The following is a 15,741-nucleotide window of genomic DNA, read 5'->3' as shown; positions in this document are numbered from 1 at the left end:
GTGCGACAGGGCGGCAGGTGACGGCGGGGATATACTGAACGGGTGATCCCCGCCGGAGCCGAGCATGATCGTCGACCGCCAGGGCAGGCGCTTCCGCAACTTGCGGATCAGCCTGACCGCCGCGTGCAACTACGCCTGCACTTACTGCGTGCCGGACGGCAAACGTCTGGTCGCTGCGCAGGACGAGTTGTCCGCCGAATCGCTGGTGCGCGGGGTGGCCTACCTGATCGAGGCCGCCGGCATCGAGCGGTTACGCGTCACCGGCGGCGAACCGCTGGTCAGCCCGAAGCTGGACGCCTTCCTGCACGGCGTCAGCCGCCTGGGCCTGCAGGACATCGCCATCACCACCAACGGCCAGTTGCTGTCGAAGAAGCTGCCGCTGCTGCTGGACTGTGGCATCCGCCGCCTGAATGTTTCCCTCGATACCCTGGACGCAGAGACCTTTCGGCGCATCGCCCGTGGCGGCGGCCTGGCCACCGTGCTGAAGGGGCTCGACGAGGCTCGTGCTGCGGGCCTGAAGATCAAGCTGAACATGGTGCCGCTGCGCGGGCAGAACCTCGACCAGGTGGTGCCGCTGCTGGACTACTGCCTGGAGCACGGCTTCGAGCTGCGCTTCATCGAACTGATGCGCATGGGCCACCTGGCCCGCGACCCGAACGGCTTCAACCAGCAATTCATCGGCATGACCGAGCTGCTGCAGTTGATCGGCGAGCGGCACCCCTATATCCAGGCTGACGCGCCGGTGGATGCCACCGCGCTGCGTTATGAAGTGCCAGGGCGGGGCTTCTTTGGCGTGATCGCCAACGAAAGCGTGCCGTTCTGCCGTACCTGTTCGCGCCTGCGCCTGTCGTCCACCGGCTGGCTGCATGGCTGCCTGTCGTCGAGCAACCGCCACTACGTCGGCGACCTGCTGGACAAGCCGCGTCACCAGGCCCTCCCGGCCTTGCAACGGTTGTTGGTGCGCGCCCTGGCGGACAAGCAGGAAGTCGCCTTCTCCGGCGGCGTCACCATCATGAAGATCATCGGCGGCTGATACCGCCCTTAACCTGATTAGCCCATGCCCAACGAATTCCCGATTTCCTACATCGAGCCGGTGTTCCGGCCGCCGAGCGAGGCGCACTCGCTGATTCTTCCGGTCACCAACGGCTGTTCCTGGAACCAGTGCGGCTTCTGCGAGATGTACACCCAGCCGCAGAAGAAATTCCGCGCCCGTGACGAGGCCGAGGTGCTGGAGGAAATCCGCCGCTGCGGCGAACGCCTGATCGTCCAGCGGGTGTTCCTCGCCGACGGCGATGCGCTGGTGCTGCCGACGCGGCGCCTGCTCAACATACTGCGCGCGATCCGCGAACACATGCCGGAGGTGGATCGTGTTTCCAGCTACTGCCTGCCACGCAACCTGCGCAAGAAGTCGGTGGAGGAGTTGAAGGAACTGGCCGACGCCGGCCTGCGCATGGCTTATGTGGGCGCGGAGTCCGGCGACGACGATGTGCTGGCGCGGGTGAACAAGGGCGAGACCTACGCCTCGACGCTGGATGCCTTGCAGAAGCTGGGCGAGGCGGGGATCAGGCGCTCGGTAATGATCCTCAATGGCCTGGGCGGCAGCACGCTGAGCGCCCAGCATGCCGACAACTCGGCGCGCCTGATGAACGAGGCGCAGCCGGAATTTCTTTCCACCCTGGTGGTAAGTTTCCCGACCGGCGAGGAGCGCTACCGCACGGGTTTTCCGGACTTCCAGCCGTTGTCCCAGGCCGAGCTGTTCGTCGAGGTCGAGCGCCTGCTGAGTGGGCTGGAACTGCGCGACACGGTGTTCCGCAGCGACCATGCGTCCAACTACCTGGTGCTCAAGGGCACGTTGGGTGCGGACAAGGCGAAACTGGTCGCTCAGGTTCGCCAGGCCATCGAGCAGCCCCAGCGTGCGCGCCTGCGCCAGGAATGGCAGCGCGGCCTGTGATGGCGCGGAAGCTGCATTGCCTGTCCGAATGCCGGTTTTTCGTCGCCGGCTCCGGAGATTTTCCATGCGCTACCTGATGTTGATCCTTGCCTTCGCCGCCCTGGGCGGCTGCATGAATCCCAGTGACCTGGCCGACGGCACCGATTACTACCTGCGCGACGCGGGCTTCCTCGATCACAGCCAGACCCGCCGCACCTCCAACTGGCGGCTGCAGCAGGACTCTTTCATCTACATCGCCCAGGGGCCTTTCGTGCCGCCGGGCCACCCTTACGCGCGGCCCAATGTGGTGGCGGAGGAAGCGTTCGACGGCTTCGTCCAGTACTTCCCGCGGGTGCGCCGGGCCAAGAGCCCGCTGGGGCTCGAGGGCGCCATGCAGGAGGCGCGCGCGGCAGGCGCCAATTATCTGCTGTATACGCGCTTCGCCCGCGGGGAGGACAATGTCGGCACCTACGAACAGTATGAAGACACCGATAACGCCGTGGGCCGTGACCGCAGCGTGATCCAGGTGATGCTGATCGAGACCGACAACCGCTACCTGGTGGACAGTGCGACCATCCGCAGCCGCGGCGGTTTTCTGACATTCTATGATGCCAGCCCCGAAGACCTGATCGGGCGTCCGCTGGAAGACTATGCCCGCAGCCTGCTGGGGGTGAAGACGCGAGAGGAGTACCAATGACTGATCCACAGACCCAATCGGACCGGGCCGGCAACCTGCTGGCGCAGATTCCCGCCAGCAAGGAAAAGGGGCTGCCGCCGGTGCATCTGTGGAATCCCGATTGCTGCGGCGATATCGACATGCGCATCGCCCGCGACGGCACCTGGTATTACCTGGGCACGCCGATTGGCCGCAAACCCATGGTGAAGCTGTTCTCCACCATCATCCGCCGCGACGGCGACGACTATTTCCTGGTCACTCCGGTGGAGAAGTGCGGGATCACCGTCGATGACGCGCCTTTCGTCGCGGTCACCCTGGCGGTCGAAGGGGAGGGGGAGCAGCAGGTGCTGCGCTTCACCACCAACGTCGAGGACGAGGTGGTGGCCGATGACGCGCACCCGATCCGTGTCGAGCTGGACCCGCAGACCCAGGAGCCGTCGCCCTACGTGCTGGTGCGGGTGAACCTGGAGGCGCTGATCCACCGCAATGTGTTCTACCAGCTGGTGGAACTGGCGGTTCCCCGCGAAATCGACGGCGTTGACTGGCTGGGTGTCTGGAGTTCGGGGCAGTTCTTCCCCATCGCACCGCAGCCGTGACCTGGCGGTCCGAATGCGGCCGGTAGTTCGATCCCGGCTTCGCTACAACTTTTTCGAACTTGCAAAAAAGGCTCCCGAGGGAGCCTTTTTCGTTACCGCCAACGCCATTACATGTTGGGGTAGTTCGGACCGCCGGTGCCTTCCGGGGCAACCCAGGTGATGTTCTGGGCCGGATCCTTGATGTCGCAGGTCTTGCAGTGCACGCAGTTCTGGGCGTTGATCTGGAAGCGCTTGCTGCCGTCGTCGTTGCTCACCACTTCGTACACGCCGGCCGGGCAATAACGCTGCGCGGGCTCGTCATAGAGCGGCAGGTTCTTCTCGATCGGGGTGTTCGGGTCGGTCAGCTTCAGGTGGATCGGCTGGTCTTCCTCATGGTTGGTGTTGGACAGGAACACCGAGGAGAGCTTGTCGAAGCTGAGTTTGCCGTCCGGCTTCGGATAGTCGATCTTCGGGGCTTCGCTGGCCTTCTTCAGGGTCGCGTAGTCCGGCGTCGTATCGTGCAGGGTGAACGGAAGCTTGCCGCCGAAGATGTTCTGGTCGATGAAGTTGAACGCACCGCCGCCGATGGCGCCGAACTTGTGCATCGCCGCGCCGAAGTTACGGCTGCGGAACAGTTCGTCGTACAGCCAGCTGCCCTTGAAGGCATCGACGTAGTCGTTCAGCACGTCGCCGCCTTCGCGGCCGGCGAACAGCGCTTCGGCCACCGAGTCGGCGGCCAGCATGCCGGACTTCATGGCGGTGTGGCTGCCCTTGATCTTGGCGAAGTTCAGGGTGCCCAGGTCGCAACCGATCAGTGCGCCGCCGGGGAAGACCATCTTCGGCAGCGAGTTCAGGCCGCCCTTGCAGATGGCGCGAGCGCCGTAGGCCACGCGCTTGCCACCTTCCAGGTACTGCTTGATCACCGGGTGGTGCTTGTAGCGCTGGAATTCGTCGAACGGGGACAGGTGCGGGTTGGTGTAGGACAGGTCGATGATCAGGCCGACCACCACCTGGTTGTTCTCCAGGTGATAAAGGAAGGAGCCGCCCGGGTTGTCGTCGTTCAGCGGCCAGCCGGCGGTGTGCACCACCAGGCCCTGCTCGTGCTTGGCCGGATCGATGTCCCAGATTTCCTTGATGCCGATGCCGTAGTGCTGGGCGTCGGCTTCGCTGTCGAGCTTGTACTTCTTGATCAGCTGCTTGCCGATGTGGCCACGGCAGCCTTCGGCGAACAGGGTGTACTTGGCCCGCAGTTCCATGCCCGGGGTGTAGTAACCCTCTTTCGGATTGCCTTCGCGGTCGACGCCCAGGTCGCCGGTGACAATGCCGCGCACCACGCCATTCTCGTCGATCAGCGCTTCCTGGGCGGCGAAGCCCGGGTAGATCTCGACGCCCAGGCCCTCGGCCTGCTGGGCCAGCCAGCGGCACAGGTTGCCCAGGGAGATGATGTAGTTGCCTTCGTTGTGCATGGTCTTGGGCACGAAGAAGTTCGGCACCTTGGTTGCTGCTTCTGCGCCCTTGAGCACATAGATGTCGTCGCGCTTGACGGGGGTGTTGAGCGGCGCTTCGAGTTCCTTCCAGTTGGGGAACAGCTCGTTCAGCGCGCGGGGCTCGAACACGGCGCCCGAGAGAATGTGGGCGCCCACTTCGGAACCCTTCTCGACCACACAGACGCTGATTTCCTGACCCGCGTCGGCGGCCTTCTGCTTCAGTCGGCATGCGGCGGACAGACCGGCAGGGCCGGCGCCGACGATGACGACGTCGAATTCCATAAATTCGCGTTCCACTATCGATCTCTCCTGAATCAAGGCTCTGGGTATTTTGTAGGTATTGGGATGGGCGTGCCCCCACCCAGTAAGAGCGGGGCGCATTATAGCTAGACCTGTTGCTATATCTAAACCCTTTATCCAACACAATACAAACGTTTGTTTGAATCGCGCGTAACCCTGATAGAATCGGGGTCCGCGGCTTATGAAGGGGTATTTTCGTGTATTGACCCGCCCGGTCGATGCGGTCAAGATACCTGCGGTTTTGCGGTCGCGTTGCGCTGGATGTAGTCGCAGATGGCGTGCACTACCTGCCAGGCCTGTCTGGCGACATTCCTATTCACCGGAGAATAACGAGGAATCCATGAAGGTTCTTGTAGCTGTCAAACGAGTGGTTGACTATAACGTCAAGGTCCGCGTCAAGGCGGACAACTCCGGCGTCGATCTCGCCAACGTCAAGATGTCCATGAACCCCTTCTGCGAAATCGCCGTGGAAGAGGCCGTCCGCCTGAAAGAGAAAGGCGTCGTCACCGAGATCGTTGCGGTCTCCGTCGGCCCGACCGCTGCCCAGGAGCAACTGCGTACCGCGCTGGCTCTGGGTGCTGACCGCGCCATCCTGGTTGAAACCAACGAAGAGCTGAGCTCGCTGGCCATCGCCAAGTCGCTCAAGGCCCTGGTCGACAAGGAGCAGCCGCAGCTGGTCATCCTCGGCAAGCAGGCCATCGACAGCGACAACAACCAGACCGGCCAGATGCTGGCTGCGCTGACCGGCTACGCCCAGGGCACCTTCGCCTCCAAGGTCGAAGTGGCTGGCGACAAGGTCAACGTCACCCGTGAAATCGACGGCGGCCTGCAGACCGTTGCCCTGAACCTGCCGGCGATCGTCACGACCGACCTGCGCCTGAACGAGCCGCGCTACGCGTCGCTGCCCAACATCATGAAGGCGAAGAAGAAACCGCTGGACGTGGTGACCCCGGACGCCCTGGGCGTTTCCACCGCTTCCACCGTGAAGACCGTGAAAGTCGAAGCTCCGGCTGCCCGTAGCGCCGGCATCAAGGTCAAGTCCGTTGCCGAACTGGTCGAGAAACTGAAGAACGAGGCGAAAGTAATCTGATGGCTATCCTGGTAATCGCTGAGCACAACAACGGCGCACTGGGCGCTGCCACCCTGAACACCGTCGCTGCTGCGCAGAAGATCGGTGGCGACATTGCCGTGCTGGTCGCTGGCCAGAACGTTGGTGGCGTGGCCGAAGCTGCTGCCAAGATCGCAGGCGTTTCCAAGGTGCTGGTCGCCGACAACGCCGCCTATGCTCACCAGCTGCCGGAGAACGTTGCTCCGCTGATCGCTGAGCTTGGCAAGGGCTACAGCCACGTGCTGGCCGCCGCCACCACCAACGGCAAGAACTTCCTGCCGCGCGTTGCTGCCCTGCTGGACGTGGACCAGATCTCCGAGATCATCGAAGTGGTCAGCGCCGACACCTTCAAGCGCCCGATCTATGCCGGCAACGCCATCGCTACCGTGCAGTCCTCGGCTGCCGTCAAGGTCATCACCGTGCGTGGCACCGGCTTCGACGCCGCTGCTGCCGAAGGTGGTTCGGCTGCTGTCGAAGCCGTTTCCGGCCCGGCTGATGCCGGCAAGTCCGCCTTCGTCGGCGAAGAACTGGCCAAGTCCGACCGTCCGGAACTGACCGCTGCCAAGATCGTCGTTTCCGGCGGCCGCGGCATGGGTAACGGCGACAACTTCAAGATCCTCTACTCGCTGGCTGACAAGCTGGGCGCTGCCGTTGGCGCTTCCCGCGCAGCGGTAGACGCCGGCTTCGTGCCGAACGACATGCAGGTCGGCCAGACCGGCAAGATCGTCGCTCCGCAGCTGTACGTGGCCGTCGGCATCTCCGGCGCGATCCAGCACCTGGCGGGCATGAAGGACTCGAAAGTGATCGTTGCGATCAACAAGGACGAAGAGGCGCCGATCTTCCAGGTGGCCGACTACGGCCTGGTCGCCGACCTGTTCGAAGCCGTACCGGAGCTGGAAAAGGCCGTCTGAGCCTGATCCGCTTGCATCAAGGAACCCGCCCCTGTGGCGGGTTCTTTCATTTCAGGCCGCTGATTTTCATCAGGAATGGTCGTTTCGTGGTGCTGCTGACCCATTGGTCACGAATCTTTGCCGAGAAGTCCACCGGCGAAGGTGTCTCATCTACAATGCGCGACGTCTCCAGTTCCTGAATGTGTTCAATCGACACCTGGCTACCGAGGTTTTCATGATCATCAAACCGCGCGTGCGTGGCTTCATCTGCGTCACTACCCACCCGACCGGCTGTGAAGCCAACGTCAAGGAACAGATCGAGTACGTCGAGGCGCACGGCCCCATCGCCAACGGTCCGAAGAAGGTCCTGGTCATCGGTTCCTCCACCGGCTACGGCCTGGCCGCGCGCATCAGCGCCGCCTTTGGCGCCGGCGCCGACACCCTGGGCGTGTTCTTCGAGCGCCCCGGCAGCGAGACCAAGGCGGGCACCGCCGGCTGGTACAACTCGGCTGCCTTCGAGAAGTTCGCCAAGGCCAAGGGCCTGTACGCGCGCAGCATCAACGGCGACGCCTTCTCCGATGAAGTGAAGAAAGTCACCATCGACACCATCAAGCAGGACCTGGGCAAGGTCGACCTGGTCGTCTACAGCCTGGCCGCTCCGCGCCGTACCCATCCGAAGACCGGCGAGGTCTTCAATTCCGTGCTCAAGCCGGTCGGCAAGGCCGTCAACTTCCGTGGTCTGGACACCGACAAGGAAGTGATCAAGGAAAGCGTGATGGAGCCGGCGACGCCTGAGGAAATCGCCAACACCGTAGCGGTGATGGGCGGCGAAGACTGGCAGATGTGGATCGACGCGCTGCAGGAAGCCGGTGTGCTGGCCGATGGCGCCAAGACTACCGCCTTCACCTACCTGGGCGAGGAAATCACCCACGACCTGTACTGGAACGGCTCCATCGGCGCCGCCAAGAAGGACCTGGACCAGAAGGTCCTGGGCATTCGCGAGAAACTGGCCGCCACCGGCGGCGACGCTCGCGTTTCCGTGCTCAAGGCCGTGGTTACCCAGGCCAGCTCGGCCATCCCGATGATGCCGCTGTACCTGTCGCTGCTGTTCAAGGTGATGAAGGAGAAGGGCACCCACGAAGGTTGCATCGAGCAGGTTGACGGCCTGTTCCGTGAAAGCCTGTACGGCGCCGAACCGCATCTGGACGCCGACGGCCGCCTGCGCGCCGATTACAAGGAGCTGCAGCCGGACGTTCAGGACACCGTGAAGGACCTGTGGAACAAGGTGACCAACGAGAACCTGTACCAGCTGACCGACTTCGCCGGCTACAAGTCCGAGTTCCTGCGTCTCTTCGGTTTCGAGATCGCTGGCGTGGACTACGAGCAGGACGTCAATCCGGACGTGCAGATTCCGAATCTGATCCAGCTCTGAGTTTGCTCCAACAAACAACGGTGCCTTCGGGCGCCGTTTTTGTTTTCTCGCCTCGTTCAGTTCGACGCGGCCACGGGCGCGTGGTTCTGTTGGAGGAAGTCCAGGTAGAGGCGGGCGGTTTCCTCCGGGCGTTCGATCATCGGCACATGACCGCAATCGCGCAGGATGGCCACGCTGGGTTTCTTCAGCAGCGGCTTCATCACATCGATACTGGAAACGTCCAGCACGCGGTCGCGGTCGCCCCACAGCAGCAGGGTCGGCGCGGTGATTTTCGGCAGCTCCGGCTCCAGAGGGATGTAGCGTTCACGCAGTTGCTGGAAGACCATGCCGTTGAACTCGCTGCGCGCCAGCGAGCGTTCGGCCAGATAATCCCTCAGCCGCGACGGCAGCGGCGGCTTCTGCACGAAGACGAAGTCGAGCAGGGCCGGGAAGTCGTCTACCGAGCGCAGCACCAGCGGGTTGTCGCCGCCCTTGAGCAGGCGCTCGAACAGCTCGCTCTGGTGCGGGGCCGTGATGCCCGCATTGTCGAACAGGCCGACCGACAGCACTTGCTGCGGATGTCTTGCCGCCAGCAGCGCGGCAATGTGCCCGCCCATGGAGTTGCCGACCACGTGGAAGCGGCCGATACCCAGCTCGCGCATGAAGTCAGCCAGGCGTTCGGCCTGGGTGCCGACGTCGTAGCTGATGTTCGCAGGCTTGCTGCTATCGCCGAAGCCCGGCAGATCGACGGCGACGACGTGGTAGTCCCTGGTCAGGAAGCGGGCGAAGCGCGGCCAGTTGCTCTTGTCGGCACCGAAACCGTGGATCAGCAGGATGGTCTGGGCCTTTTCCGGCCCGCCCTCGTAGTAGGTGATGTCCAGGTTGTCGACCTGCAGGCTGTTGGTGGACAGCCGGGCGCGGGAGCTTTCGACGTACTGGGCGGTCGCCAGCAGGGTGGAGGGGAAGGCATACAGCACGCCAGCGGCGACGGCTATCGCCAGGAGAAGGGCCAGAAGGGCTTTCTTCATGAGAAGTCCTTATTACCAAATCGGGTCGGTGTGCTTTACGCTAGCATTTTACGGCTCTAAGCATGGCCGTTCTTTCTTCTGGTGAGCGAGACTACCGATGCCCGATTGCTCCACGCTGATCCGTGCGGCGCTGTTGCTGGTGACTTTCTCCATCCCCTTGGCTGGCGCCGCTGCCGGCAAGTGCGAGCGCCTGGTGGCCACCGGCAACCCGGAGTACCCGCCCTACCTTTGGCGCGACCCGGCCCAGCCGGAGCGCCTGATCGGCGCCAATGCCGACCTGCTGGAGCAGATCGGCAAGGCGGTCGGGGTGAATATCCGGGTGATCTATACCGGCTCCTGGGCGCGTGCGCAGGAAGAAGCACGTCTGGGCCGCGTCGACCTGATCGCCGGCGCCTTCCTCACGCCGCCGCGCCTGGAAACCATGGACTATATCCACCCGGCCTTCCTCACCACCGACAACGTGGTGTGGATGCGCAAGGACGCTGCCACACCCTACGCCGGTCGTGACGATCTGCGCCGCCTGAAGGGCGGTACCCTGGTGAACAACAGCTTCGGCCCGGACTTCGACTCCTTCGCCAAGCAGGAACTGACACTGGAAGAGGTGCCCAGCCTGACCCAGGCTTTCCAGAAGTTGCTGCTCAAGCGCTCGGATTATGTGATCTACGAGCACTATCCGGGCCTCGCGGTCGCCGATACCCTCGGCATGGCCGACGACCTGCAACCGCTGGAACCGCCGATCTCCAGCGAAGGTCTGTACCTGACCGTGGCGCACAACTCGGCCTGCAACGACCCGTGGCTGCGCGGACAACTGGCGAAAAAAATGACAGAATTGACGGCCGCCGGAGTCCCGCAGCGCCTGCTGCAGGACAACCTGGCCCGCTGGAAGGCGCAGCAGCTTCAGCCCGCCAGCACTCCCACCCAGTAGGACAATAGATTTCGTGATCAATCGACGGATGATGGTCGCCGGCCTGGCTTTGCTCGCAGTGGCCGGCTGTGCGACGAACGACCCGGCACCCAACGAACAGATGCGTCTCACCGAGCAGGCGCTGGAGCAGGCCAAGGCCGTGGGGGCGACCGACGACATCGCCGAGCTCAAGCTCGCCGAGGACAAGTACCAGGCCGCCAAGGGCGCCCTGGCGGTCGGTTCGAACAAGAAGGCGCGGCAACTGGCCGAACAGGCCGAGCTCGACGCTCGCCTGGCCGAAGCCAGGGAGCTGACTCGCAAGAGCACGGAGCAGCTCGCCGAGCAGACCAAGAGCATCAACCGCCTGCGCAAACAGTTGGGAGAAGTGCAATGACTTCCCTGCAACTGTTGCGTCGCGGCGCCTCGCAGATTGGCGCCCTGGCCTTCGTCGCGCTGCTGGCCGGTTGCGCCAACAGCCAGCTCAGCGAGAAGTCCCTGGAACAGGCCCGCGCGCAGTTCCAGGCCGTGAAGGAAGACTCCTCCGTCCTGCGCAGCGCACCCAAGGACGTGATCCGCGCGGGCGAGTCCCTGGCCCGCGCCGAGCGCCTGTCCAACTACTGGGGCAGCAGCGATGACGTGCTGCAGTACTCCTACCTCAGCCAGCGCTACAGCGAGATCGCCCGCGAGCACAGCAACCTCGCGCTGAACCAGGAGCGCCTGCTCAAGCAGCAGCTGGAGCGCGAACGCCTGCAACTGGCGATGCGCGAGGCGCGTCTGCTCAACGTGCAGGAACAGAGCAAGTGGCTGGAACAGCAGATGGTCAGCCTGGCCACCAACGAGACCGAGCGCGGCCTGGTGCTGACTCTCGGCGACGTGCTGTTCGACAGCGGCGAAGCCGACCTCAAGCCCGCTGCCAATCGCACCGTGCTCAAGGTGGTGCAGTTCCTTCAGCTCAACCCGCGCCGGGTCATCCGCATCGAGGGCTACACCGACGCCGAAGGCGACCGCGAGCAGAACCTGCAGCTCTCCAGGGACCGTGCGCAGGCGGTGGCGGATGCGCTGACCGACCTTGGCGTGGACGAGAAGCGCGTTCAGGTCCAGGGCTACGGCGAGGCTTACCCGGTCTCGGACAACGCCTCATCGCTGGGGCGCGCGCAGAACCGCCGGGTGGAGATCGTCTTCTCCGACGAGAAGGGCCAGCTCGGCGCCGAACGCTGACACTCTCGCAATATCCCGTCACAGGAAAACCCCGGAAGCCCAGGCTCCGGGGTTTTTTGTCGGGGGTATCTCGAAATCTTTCGAGCGGCAGCTTGGCGAAAATAGCCGGGTGCGACTAATCCCCTCAGGGGAGCTGTAAACGAGAGAACGTGATGTCATCGGAAAAGAAGCTTTTCAATGTAATCGTGGCGGACCCGCAACCCATGATCGGTTGGGGCCTGGAGCGCTATCTGCTGGAGCGCGAACTGGCCCGGGTGAAAGCCTTCGTCAGCGATACCGACAGCCTGCTGGATGTCCTCAACGCCCATCCCGAGGTCGACCTAGCCATTGTCGAACTGGCGCTGCCCGGAGCCCGCGGGCGTGACGGCGTACACCTGATCGAATGGCTGCAGCGCCACCATCCGGAGGTGCCTGTACTGGTGTACTCGGTCATGGGCGCGCCGCTGTTGGCGACTGCGGCGGTGAAGTGCGGCGCCGTGGGTTATGTCTGCAAGCGCAACCCGCTGAGCCTGCTCGACGAAGCCTTTGCCCGCATCGGCAAGGGTGAAACCTATATCGACCCGATGCTGCGACCGCCGCGCCACACCGGCAAGCCGCTGAGCCCCACCGAGATCGATATCATCCGCCGCCTGGCCCATGGCGCCACGGTGGGGGAAATCGCCGAGCGGACCAACCGCAGCGTCTCCACCATCAGCACCCACAAGCGCAACGCCATGCAGAAGCTCGGCCTGACGACGGACGCACAACTGGTGGTCGCAGGGCTGCTGGACTGGCTCGGAGAGATCTGAGCGGGCAGGGCGGCGCAACTGTATCGGACGGAATACCTCTGACTGTTCTGGAACAGTTTGCCCTTTTTGGCTACTGTTTCGGTTCAATGCCCGAGGGATGGCCGTCATGTCCAATCTGCTGCTGTATCAGCGCATCGCCCAGCAACTGGCGGAAGACATCCGTCGTGGTGTCTACCAGCCAGGCGAACGCGTGCCGTCCGTGCGCAAGCTGAGCACTCAGCTCAACGTCAGCCATGCCACGGTGCTGCAGGCCTATGCCACGCTCGAAGACCAGGGCCTGATCCGCGCGCGCCCGCAGTCCGGCTTCTACGTGCACCGTACGCCGGCGCTGACCGCCTCGACTCCGGATATTGCCCGCGTCGAGCGGCCCGGCCTGGTTACGCGCAGCAGCATCATCAACCAGGTGCTCGCCGAAGCGCGCCGCGAAGGCGTGTTTCCGCTGGGGGCTGCGGTGCCGCACGTGGATTACCTGCCGGTGCGCGCGTTGCACCAGCAATTGGCCAAGGTCACGCGCTTTTCCAGCCCGCGTGCCTTCAGCTACATGTTCAGCCCCGGCTACGAGCCGCTGCGCCGCCAGGTGGCGATCCGCATGCGCGATGCCGGCGTGGTGGTCGACCCGACCCAGGTGACCATCACCCATGGCTGCGTGGACGCGATCCACATGGCCCTGCGGGTGATGACTCGCCCGGGTGACCTGATCGCCACCGAGTCGCCGAGCTACTACGGCCTGCTTCAATTGGCCGACATCCTTGGCCTGAAGGTCATCGAGATTCCCAGCGACCCGCTCACCGGCATCAGCCTGGAAGCCCTGCAACTGGCCGCCAACCAGTGGCCGATCAAGGCGCTGGTGCTGACCGCGCGCCTGAGCAATCCGCTGGGCGGCACCATTCCGGAAGAGCGCCAGAAGGCGCTGCTCAAGCTCACCGCCGAGCACAACATCGGAGTGATCGAGGACGACATCTACGGCGAGCTGATGTTCGACCAGGGCCAGACCAAGGCGCTCAAGGCGCACGACCGCGACGGCCGCGTGGTGTACTGCTCGAGCTTCTCCAAGACCATTTCCCCCGGCGTGCGCATCGGCTGGATCATCACCGAGCGCTACCAGGAGGAAATCCGCCGCTTGCAGACCTTCACCACCCATTCGGCGTGCACCGTCACCCAGATGGGCGTGGCGGCGTACCTGGAAAACGGCGGCTACGACCGGCACCTGCGCTACATCCGCCAGGAATACCGCAAGAACATGACCGCCTACCAGCTGGCGGTGCAGCAGTACTTCCCGGAAGGCACGCAGATGACCCGGCCCAAGGGCGGCTTCATCCTCTGGGTCAGCCTGCCGGCCAAGGTGAACACCAAGGAGCTGCACGTTCGGGCGTTGGAGCAGGGCATCAGCATCGCGCCGGGGCTGATCTTCAGTAACACCGAGCAGTTCAACAACTGCCTGCGTCTGACCTGCGGTATCCCCTGGGACCGCGAGGCGGAGCGGGCAATCATGACCCTTGGCATGCTGGCCTGCCAGCTCTGCCAGGAAGAGCTGATCGCCGCATAGCCATGCTCATTACGTAGGAGCGGACCTTGTCCGCGAAGTCCCGAAGGTGGTGCCAGGTTTGAGGATTTCGCGGATAGGATCCGCTCCTACGGGGCGAAACCGGCGCGACCTTGCGTTGGCGTTAACCCGTTTCCTCGCATCGTTTCGTCCAAGCTGGTTGACTCCCTCGACGAGACTGCCGCCGTGCCGCTTGCCACCCCCGAGTTCCTGCCTGTCGGCGTCGGCGCTACGCCAGTGCCGGCGACATCGAAGATAATCGGGCGGCGGCGAGATACCTACCGACAACCGCTTCGCTACGGATCGAGAGAGTTGAAGACACCCCTCACGGATGAAAACGACGTTGCGCTGCTGCGGCGTTATCGACAAGGCGACGCCGAGGCTTTCGGCGAGCTCTATGCCCGCCATCGCCTAGGCCTGTTCCGCTTCCTCTGCGGTCTGTGCGGCGACAACGGGCAGGCCGAGGAAGTATTCCAGGAAACCTGGCTGAGCCTGATCCGCAGCGACAGCCAGCCACTGGGTTCGGCGAGCTTCAAGACCTGGCTGTACCAGATCGGCCGCAACCGCCTGATCGACCACTGGCGCAAGCTGGGCCGTCACCAGGGCCGTCAGGAAAGCTTCGACGAGCAGCTGCACGGCGAGGCGCTGGCCGGCGAAAGCACTGACCCTGAGCGCGAGCTGAGCCTGAGCCGCGACCAGCAGCGCCTGCAGGGCGCACTGGAGTCATTGCCCCAGGAGCAGCGCGAAGTCTTCCTGCTGCGCACCCATGGTGACCTGGAGCTGAACGAAATTGCCGAGCTGACGAAAACGCCCGCTGAAACGGTGAAGAGCCGGCTGCGCTATGCCATGCAGAAACTGCGTCGGTTGTTGTCCGACCCGTCGGTGACCGAGGAGGTAAGCCCATGAATCGCGATCCGCACGAGCAGGAGCTGCTCGAGCACTTCCGCCGGCACAGCGATGAGCAGCCGTCGGCGCAACTGGACGCGCGCATCCTGGCTGCCGCCCGGGCCGCCGTGCAGGAGCAGAAACCAGGTTTCGCCCAGCGCCTGCATCGCTGGCTGCTGGGGGCAGGAAGCCGGCAGCGCTGGGGCGTTGCGGTGGCGGGGCTGGCGACCCTGGGGATCGGCCTGAGCCTGACCCTGCGCACCTACGAAGAAGCGCCGAACCGCTTCGACGCTCCGGTCGCCCCGGCGATGATGCGCGCGCCGGCTCCTGCGCCGGCCATGGCGCCGCCTGCAGCCCCGGCCGCCGCGCCCTATGCGGCGGAGCCGAGTATGGCGGCGCCGCGGATGGATAACGCTGGCGCCACCGCGCCGATGGAGGATCTCGCCAAGCCGGCCCCGACAAGCAAGAAGGTGACGGTGGAAGAGGCCAAGGCCAAGGCCCAGGTCAGGGCCCAAGCTTTGGCCGATGCTCAGGCGCAGCAAGGCACGCAGGCCGAGGGGAAACTGCAGGCCCTGGCTGAAGAGGTCGACGAGCCACGTGCGGGGCTGTTGCGCCTGCGCGACTTGCAGGAAAAGGGGCGCAAGGAAGAGGCTGAACGTTTGCGCGAGAGCTTGCGGCAGCGTTTCCCGGAACTGGATATCGACAAGGCCCTGAAGGAATTGCCTGACAACCCTTGATCAATGACAGGCCCGGTTCAGTACGCGCCTGTCAGACTGATCGCAGTAAAGCTTTGTCATGGCAAGACTCTTGCTCTGCCACGCATCTCGCGCCAGCATTGCGCGGTTTTTCTGACGGTCCGCTCCATGAAGAAGTCCCGAATCCTCGTTTTCGCCAGTTTGTCCCTGCTGCTTGCCGCCTGCGGCGACGAGCACAAGGACCCGGCCAAGGCCGCCGCTCCGGCGTCGGCACCGGCTGCAGCGCAAGCCCCGGAGGTACCC

16 protein-coding genes are annotated in these 15,741 nt (G+C 64.1%); 14 read left to right on the top strand and 2 right to left on the bottom strand.

All coding sequences use genetic code 11. The features are described from left to right. Positions 1-64 precede the first annotated feature (64 nt). The 4 genes from ACCC94_RS04140 to ACCC94_RS04125 all read left to right on the top strand — a co-directional run bounded on the left by ACCC94_RS04140 (position 65) and on the right by ACCC94_RS04125 (position 3,202). Positions 65-1,033, top strand: a complete 969-nt coding sequence (locus tag ACCC94_RS04140) for a GTP 3',8-cyclase MoaA (RefSeq protein WP_413348151.1) — start codon at positions 65-67, stop codon at positions 1,031-1,033. Positions 1,034-1,057: 24 nt separating this feature from the next. Beyond that, on the top strand, positions 1,058-1,951 hold the full coding sequence (locus tag ACCC94_RS04135; protein WP_413348150.1) for a radical SAM protein: 894 nt from the start codon (positions 1,058-1,060) through the stop codon (positions 1,949-1,951). Positions 1,952-2,015: 64 nt separating this feature from the next. After that, a complete protein-coding gene (locus ACCC94_RS04130; protein WP_413348149.1) occupies positions 2,016-2,627 on the top strand; it encodes a DUF4823 domain-containing protein in 612 nt (203 codons plus the stop codon). Continuing rightward, on the top strand, positions 2,624-3,202 hold the full coding sequence (locus ACCC94_RS04125) for a DUF1285 domain-containing protein (protein WP_413348148.1): 579 nt from the start codon (positions 2,624-2,626) through the stop codon (positions 3,200-3,202). The genes ACCC94_RS04130 and ACCC94_RS04125 overlap by 4 nt, the downstream gene beginning before the upstream one ends. 107 nt (positions 3,203-3,309) lie before the next feature. Here ACCC94_RS04125 and ACCC94_RS04120 read toward each other — a convergent pair whose 3' ends face one another. Beyond that, on the bottom strand, positions 3,310-5,049 hold the full coding sequence (locus ACCC94_RS04120; RefSeq protein WP_413348147.1) for an electron transfer flavoprotein-ubiquinone oxidoreductase: 1,740 nt from the start codon (positions 5,047-5,049) through the stop codon (positions 3,310-3,312). A 259-nt stretch (positions 5,050-5,308) separates the two neighbouring features. On the opposite strand from ACCC94_RS04120, the gene ACCC94_RS04115 reads away from it, so the two are divergent. From ACCC94_RS04115 to fabV, 3 genes are all read left to right on the top strand, one after another. Next, positions 5,309-6,058, top strand: a complete 750-nt coding sequence (locus ACCC94_RS04115) for an electron transfer flavoprotein subunit beta/FixA family protein (RefSeq protein ID WP_026078867.1) — start codon at positions 5,309-5,311, stop codon at positions 6,056-6,058. Continuing rightward, entirely contained in the window at positions 6,058-6,987 is a 930-nt protein-coding gene (locus ACCC94_RS04110) for an electron transfer flavoprotein subunit alpha/FixB family protein (protein ID WP_017517614.1), read from the top strand. The genes ACCC94_RS04115 and ACCC94_RS04110 overlap by 1 nt, the downstream gene beginning before the upstream one ends. A gap of 214 nt (positions 6,988-7,201) precedes the next feature. Continuing rightward, entirely contained in the window at positions 7,202-8,398 is a 1,197-nt protein-coding gene (gene fabV, locus ACCC94_RS04105; protein ID WP_413348146.1) for an enoyl-ACP reductase FabV, read from the top strand. 56 nt (positions 8,399-8,454) lie between these two features. Here fabV and ACCC94_RS04100 read toward each other — a convergent pair whose 3' ends face one another. Further along, positions 8,455-9,405, bottom strand: coding sequence for an alpha/beta fold hydrolase (locus tag ACCC94_RS04100; protein ID WP_413348145.1), 951 nt, complete (start codon positions 9,403-9,405; stop codon positions 8,455-8,457). 97 nt (positions 9,406-9,502) lie between these two features. On the opposite strand from ACCC94_RS04100, the gene ACCC94_RS04095 reads away from it, so the two are divergent. The 7 genes from ACCC94_RS04095 (at position 9,503) to ACCC94_RS04065 (ending at position 15,480) form a co-directional block, all read left to right on the top strand. Further along, positions 9,503-10,330 carry a substrate-binding periplasmic protein gene (locus ACCC94_RS04095; protein WP_413348144.1) on the top strand — a complete coding sequence of 276 codons (828 nt, stop codon included), beginning with the start codon at positions 9,503-9,505 and terminating at the stop codon, positions 10,328-10,330. A gap of 28 nt (positions 10,331-10,358) precedes the next feature. Beyond that, entirely contained in the window at positions 10,359-10,703 is a 345-nt protein-coding gene (locus ACCC94_RS04090; protein WP_413348180.1) for a DUF4398 domain-containing protein, read from the top strand. Then, positions 10,700-11,527: an OmpA family protein gene (locus tag ACCC94_RS04085; protein WP_413348143.1), complete on the top strand. Its 828-nt coding sequence runs from the start codon at positions 10,700-10,702 to the stop codon at positions 11,525-11,527. The genes ACCC94_RS04090 and ACCC94_RS04085 overlap by 4 nt, the downstream gene beginning before the upstream one ends. A 152-nt stretch (positions 11,528-11,679) precedes the next feature. Next, positions 11,680-12,315 carry a response regulator gene (locus tag ACCC94_RS04080; protein WP_413348142.1) on the top strand — a complete coding sequence of 212 codons (636 nt, stop codon included), beginning with the start codon at positions 11,680-11,682 and terminating at the stop codon, positions 12,313-12,315. A gap of 106 nt (positions 12,316-12,421) precedes the next feature. After that, on the top strand, positions 12,422-13,861 hold the full coding sequence (locus ACCC94_RS04075) for a PLP-dependent aminotransferase family protein (protein WP_413348141.1): 1,440 nt from the start codon (positions 12,422-12,424) through the stop codon (positions 13,859-13,861). 309 nt (positions 13,862-14,170) lie between these two features. Further along, positions 14,171-14,764, top strand: coding sequence for an RNA polymerase sigma factor (locus ACCC94_RS04070; protein ID WP_413348140.1), 594 nt, complete (start codon positions 14,171-14,173; stop codon positions 14,762-14,764). Then, entirely contained in the window at positions 14,761-15,480 is a 720-nt protein-coding gene (locus tag ACCC94_RS04065; RefSeq protein ID WP_413348139.1) for a hypothetical protein, read from the top strand. The genes ACCC94_RS04070 and ACCC94_RS04065 overlap by 4 nt, the downstream gene beginning before the upstream one ends. Positions 15,481-15,741: the final 261 nt, after the last annotated feature.

This window comes from Pseudomonas sp. Pseusp97 (assembly GCF_047304025.1).
Lineage (GTDB): Bacteria > Pseudomonadota > Gammaproteobacteria > Pseudomonadales > Pseudomonadaceae > Pseudomonas.
This window is presented reverse-complemented; position numbering and strand designations above follow the sequence as displayed.

What these genes read in the sequence shown, in the direction of transcription:
- ACCC94_RS04140 (WP_413348151.1), top strand. Translation starts at nt 65, where the DNA reads ATGATCGTCGACCGCCAGGGCAGGCGCTTCCGCAACTTGCGGATCAGC.
- ACCC94_RS04135 (WP_413348150.1), top strand. Translation starts at nt 1,058, where the DNA reads ATGCCCAACGAATTCCCGATTTCCTACATCGAGCCGGTGTTCCGGCCG.
- ACCC94_RS04130 (WP_413348149.1), top strand. Translation starts at nt 2,016, where the DNA reads ATGCGCTACCTGATGTTGATCCTTGCCTTCGCCGCCCTGGGCGGCTGC.
- ACCC94_RS04125 (WP_413348148.1), top strand. Translation starts at nt 2,624, where the DNA reads ATGACTGATCCACAGACCCAATCGGACCGGGCCGGCAACCTGCTGGCG.
- ACCC94_RS04120 (WP_413348147.1), bottom strand. Translation starts at nt 5,049, where the DNA reads ATGCGCCCCGCTCTTACTGGGTGGGGGCACGCCCATCCCAATACCTAC.
- ACCC94_RS04115 (WP_026078867.1), top strand. Translation starts at nt 5,309, where the DNA reads ATGAAGGTTCTTGTAGCTGTCAAACGAGTGGTTGACTATAACGTCAAG.
- ACCC94_RS04110 (WP_017517614.1), top strand. Translation starts at nt 6,058, where the DNA reads ATGGCTATCCTGGTAATCGCTGAGCACAACAACGGCGCACTGGGCGCT.
- fabV (WP_413348146.1), top strand. Translation starts at nt 7,202, where the DNA reads ATGATCATCAAACCGCGCGTGCGTGGCTTCATCTGCGTCACTACCCAC.
- ACCC94_RS04100 (WP_413348145.1), bottom strand. Translation starts at nt 9,405, where the DNA reads ATGAAGAAAGCCCTTCTGGCCCTTCTCCTGGCGATAGCCGTCGCCGCT.
- ACCC94_RS04095 (WP_413348144.1), top strand. Translation starts at nt 9,503, where the DNA reads ATGCCCGATTGCTCCACGCTGATCCGTGCGGCGCTGTTGCTGGTGACT.
- ACCC94_RS04090 (WP_413348180.1), top strand. Translation starts at nt 10,359, where the DNA reads ATGATGGTCGCCGGCCTGGCTTTGCTCGCAGTGGCCGGCTGTGCGACG.
- ACCC94_RS04085 (WP_413348143.1), top strand. Translation starts at nt 10,700, where the DNA reads ATGACTTCCCTGCAACTGTTGCGTCGCGGCGCCTCGCAGATTGGCGCC.
- ACCC94_RS04080 (WP_413348142.1), top strand. Translation starts at nt 11,680, where the DNA reads ATGTCATCGGAAAAGAAGCTTTTCAATGTAATCGTGGCGGACCCGCAA.
- ACCC94_RS04075 (WP_413348141.1), top strand. Translation starts at nt 12,422, where the DNA reads ATGTCCAATCTGCTGCTGTATCAGCGCATCGCCCAGCAACTGGCGGAA.
- ACCC94_RS04065 (WP_413348139.1), top strand. Translation starts at nt 14,761, where the DNA reads ATGAATCGCGATCCGCACGAGCAGGAGCTGCTCGAGCACTTCCGCCGG.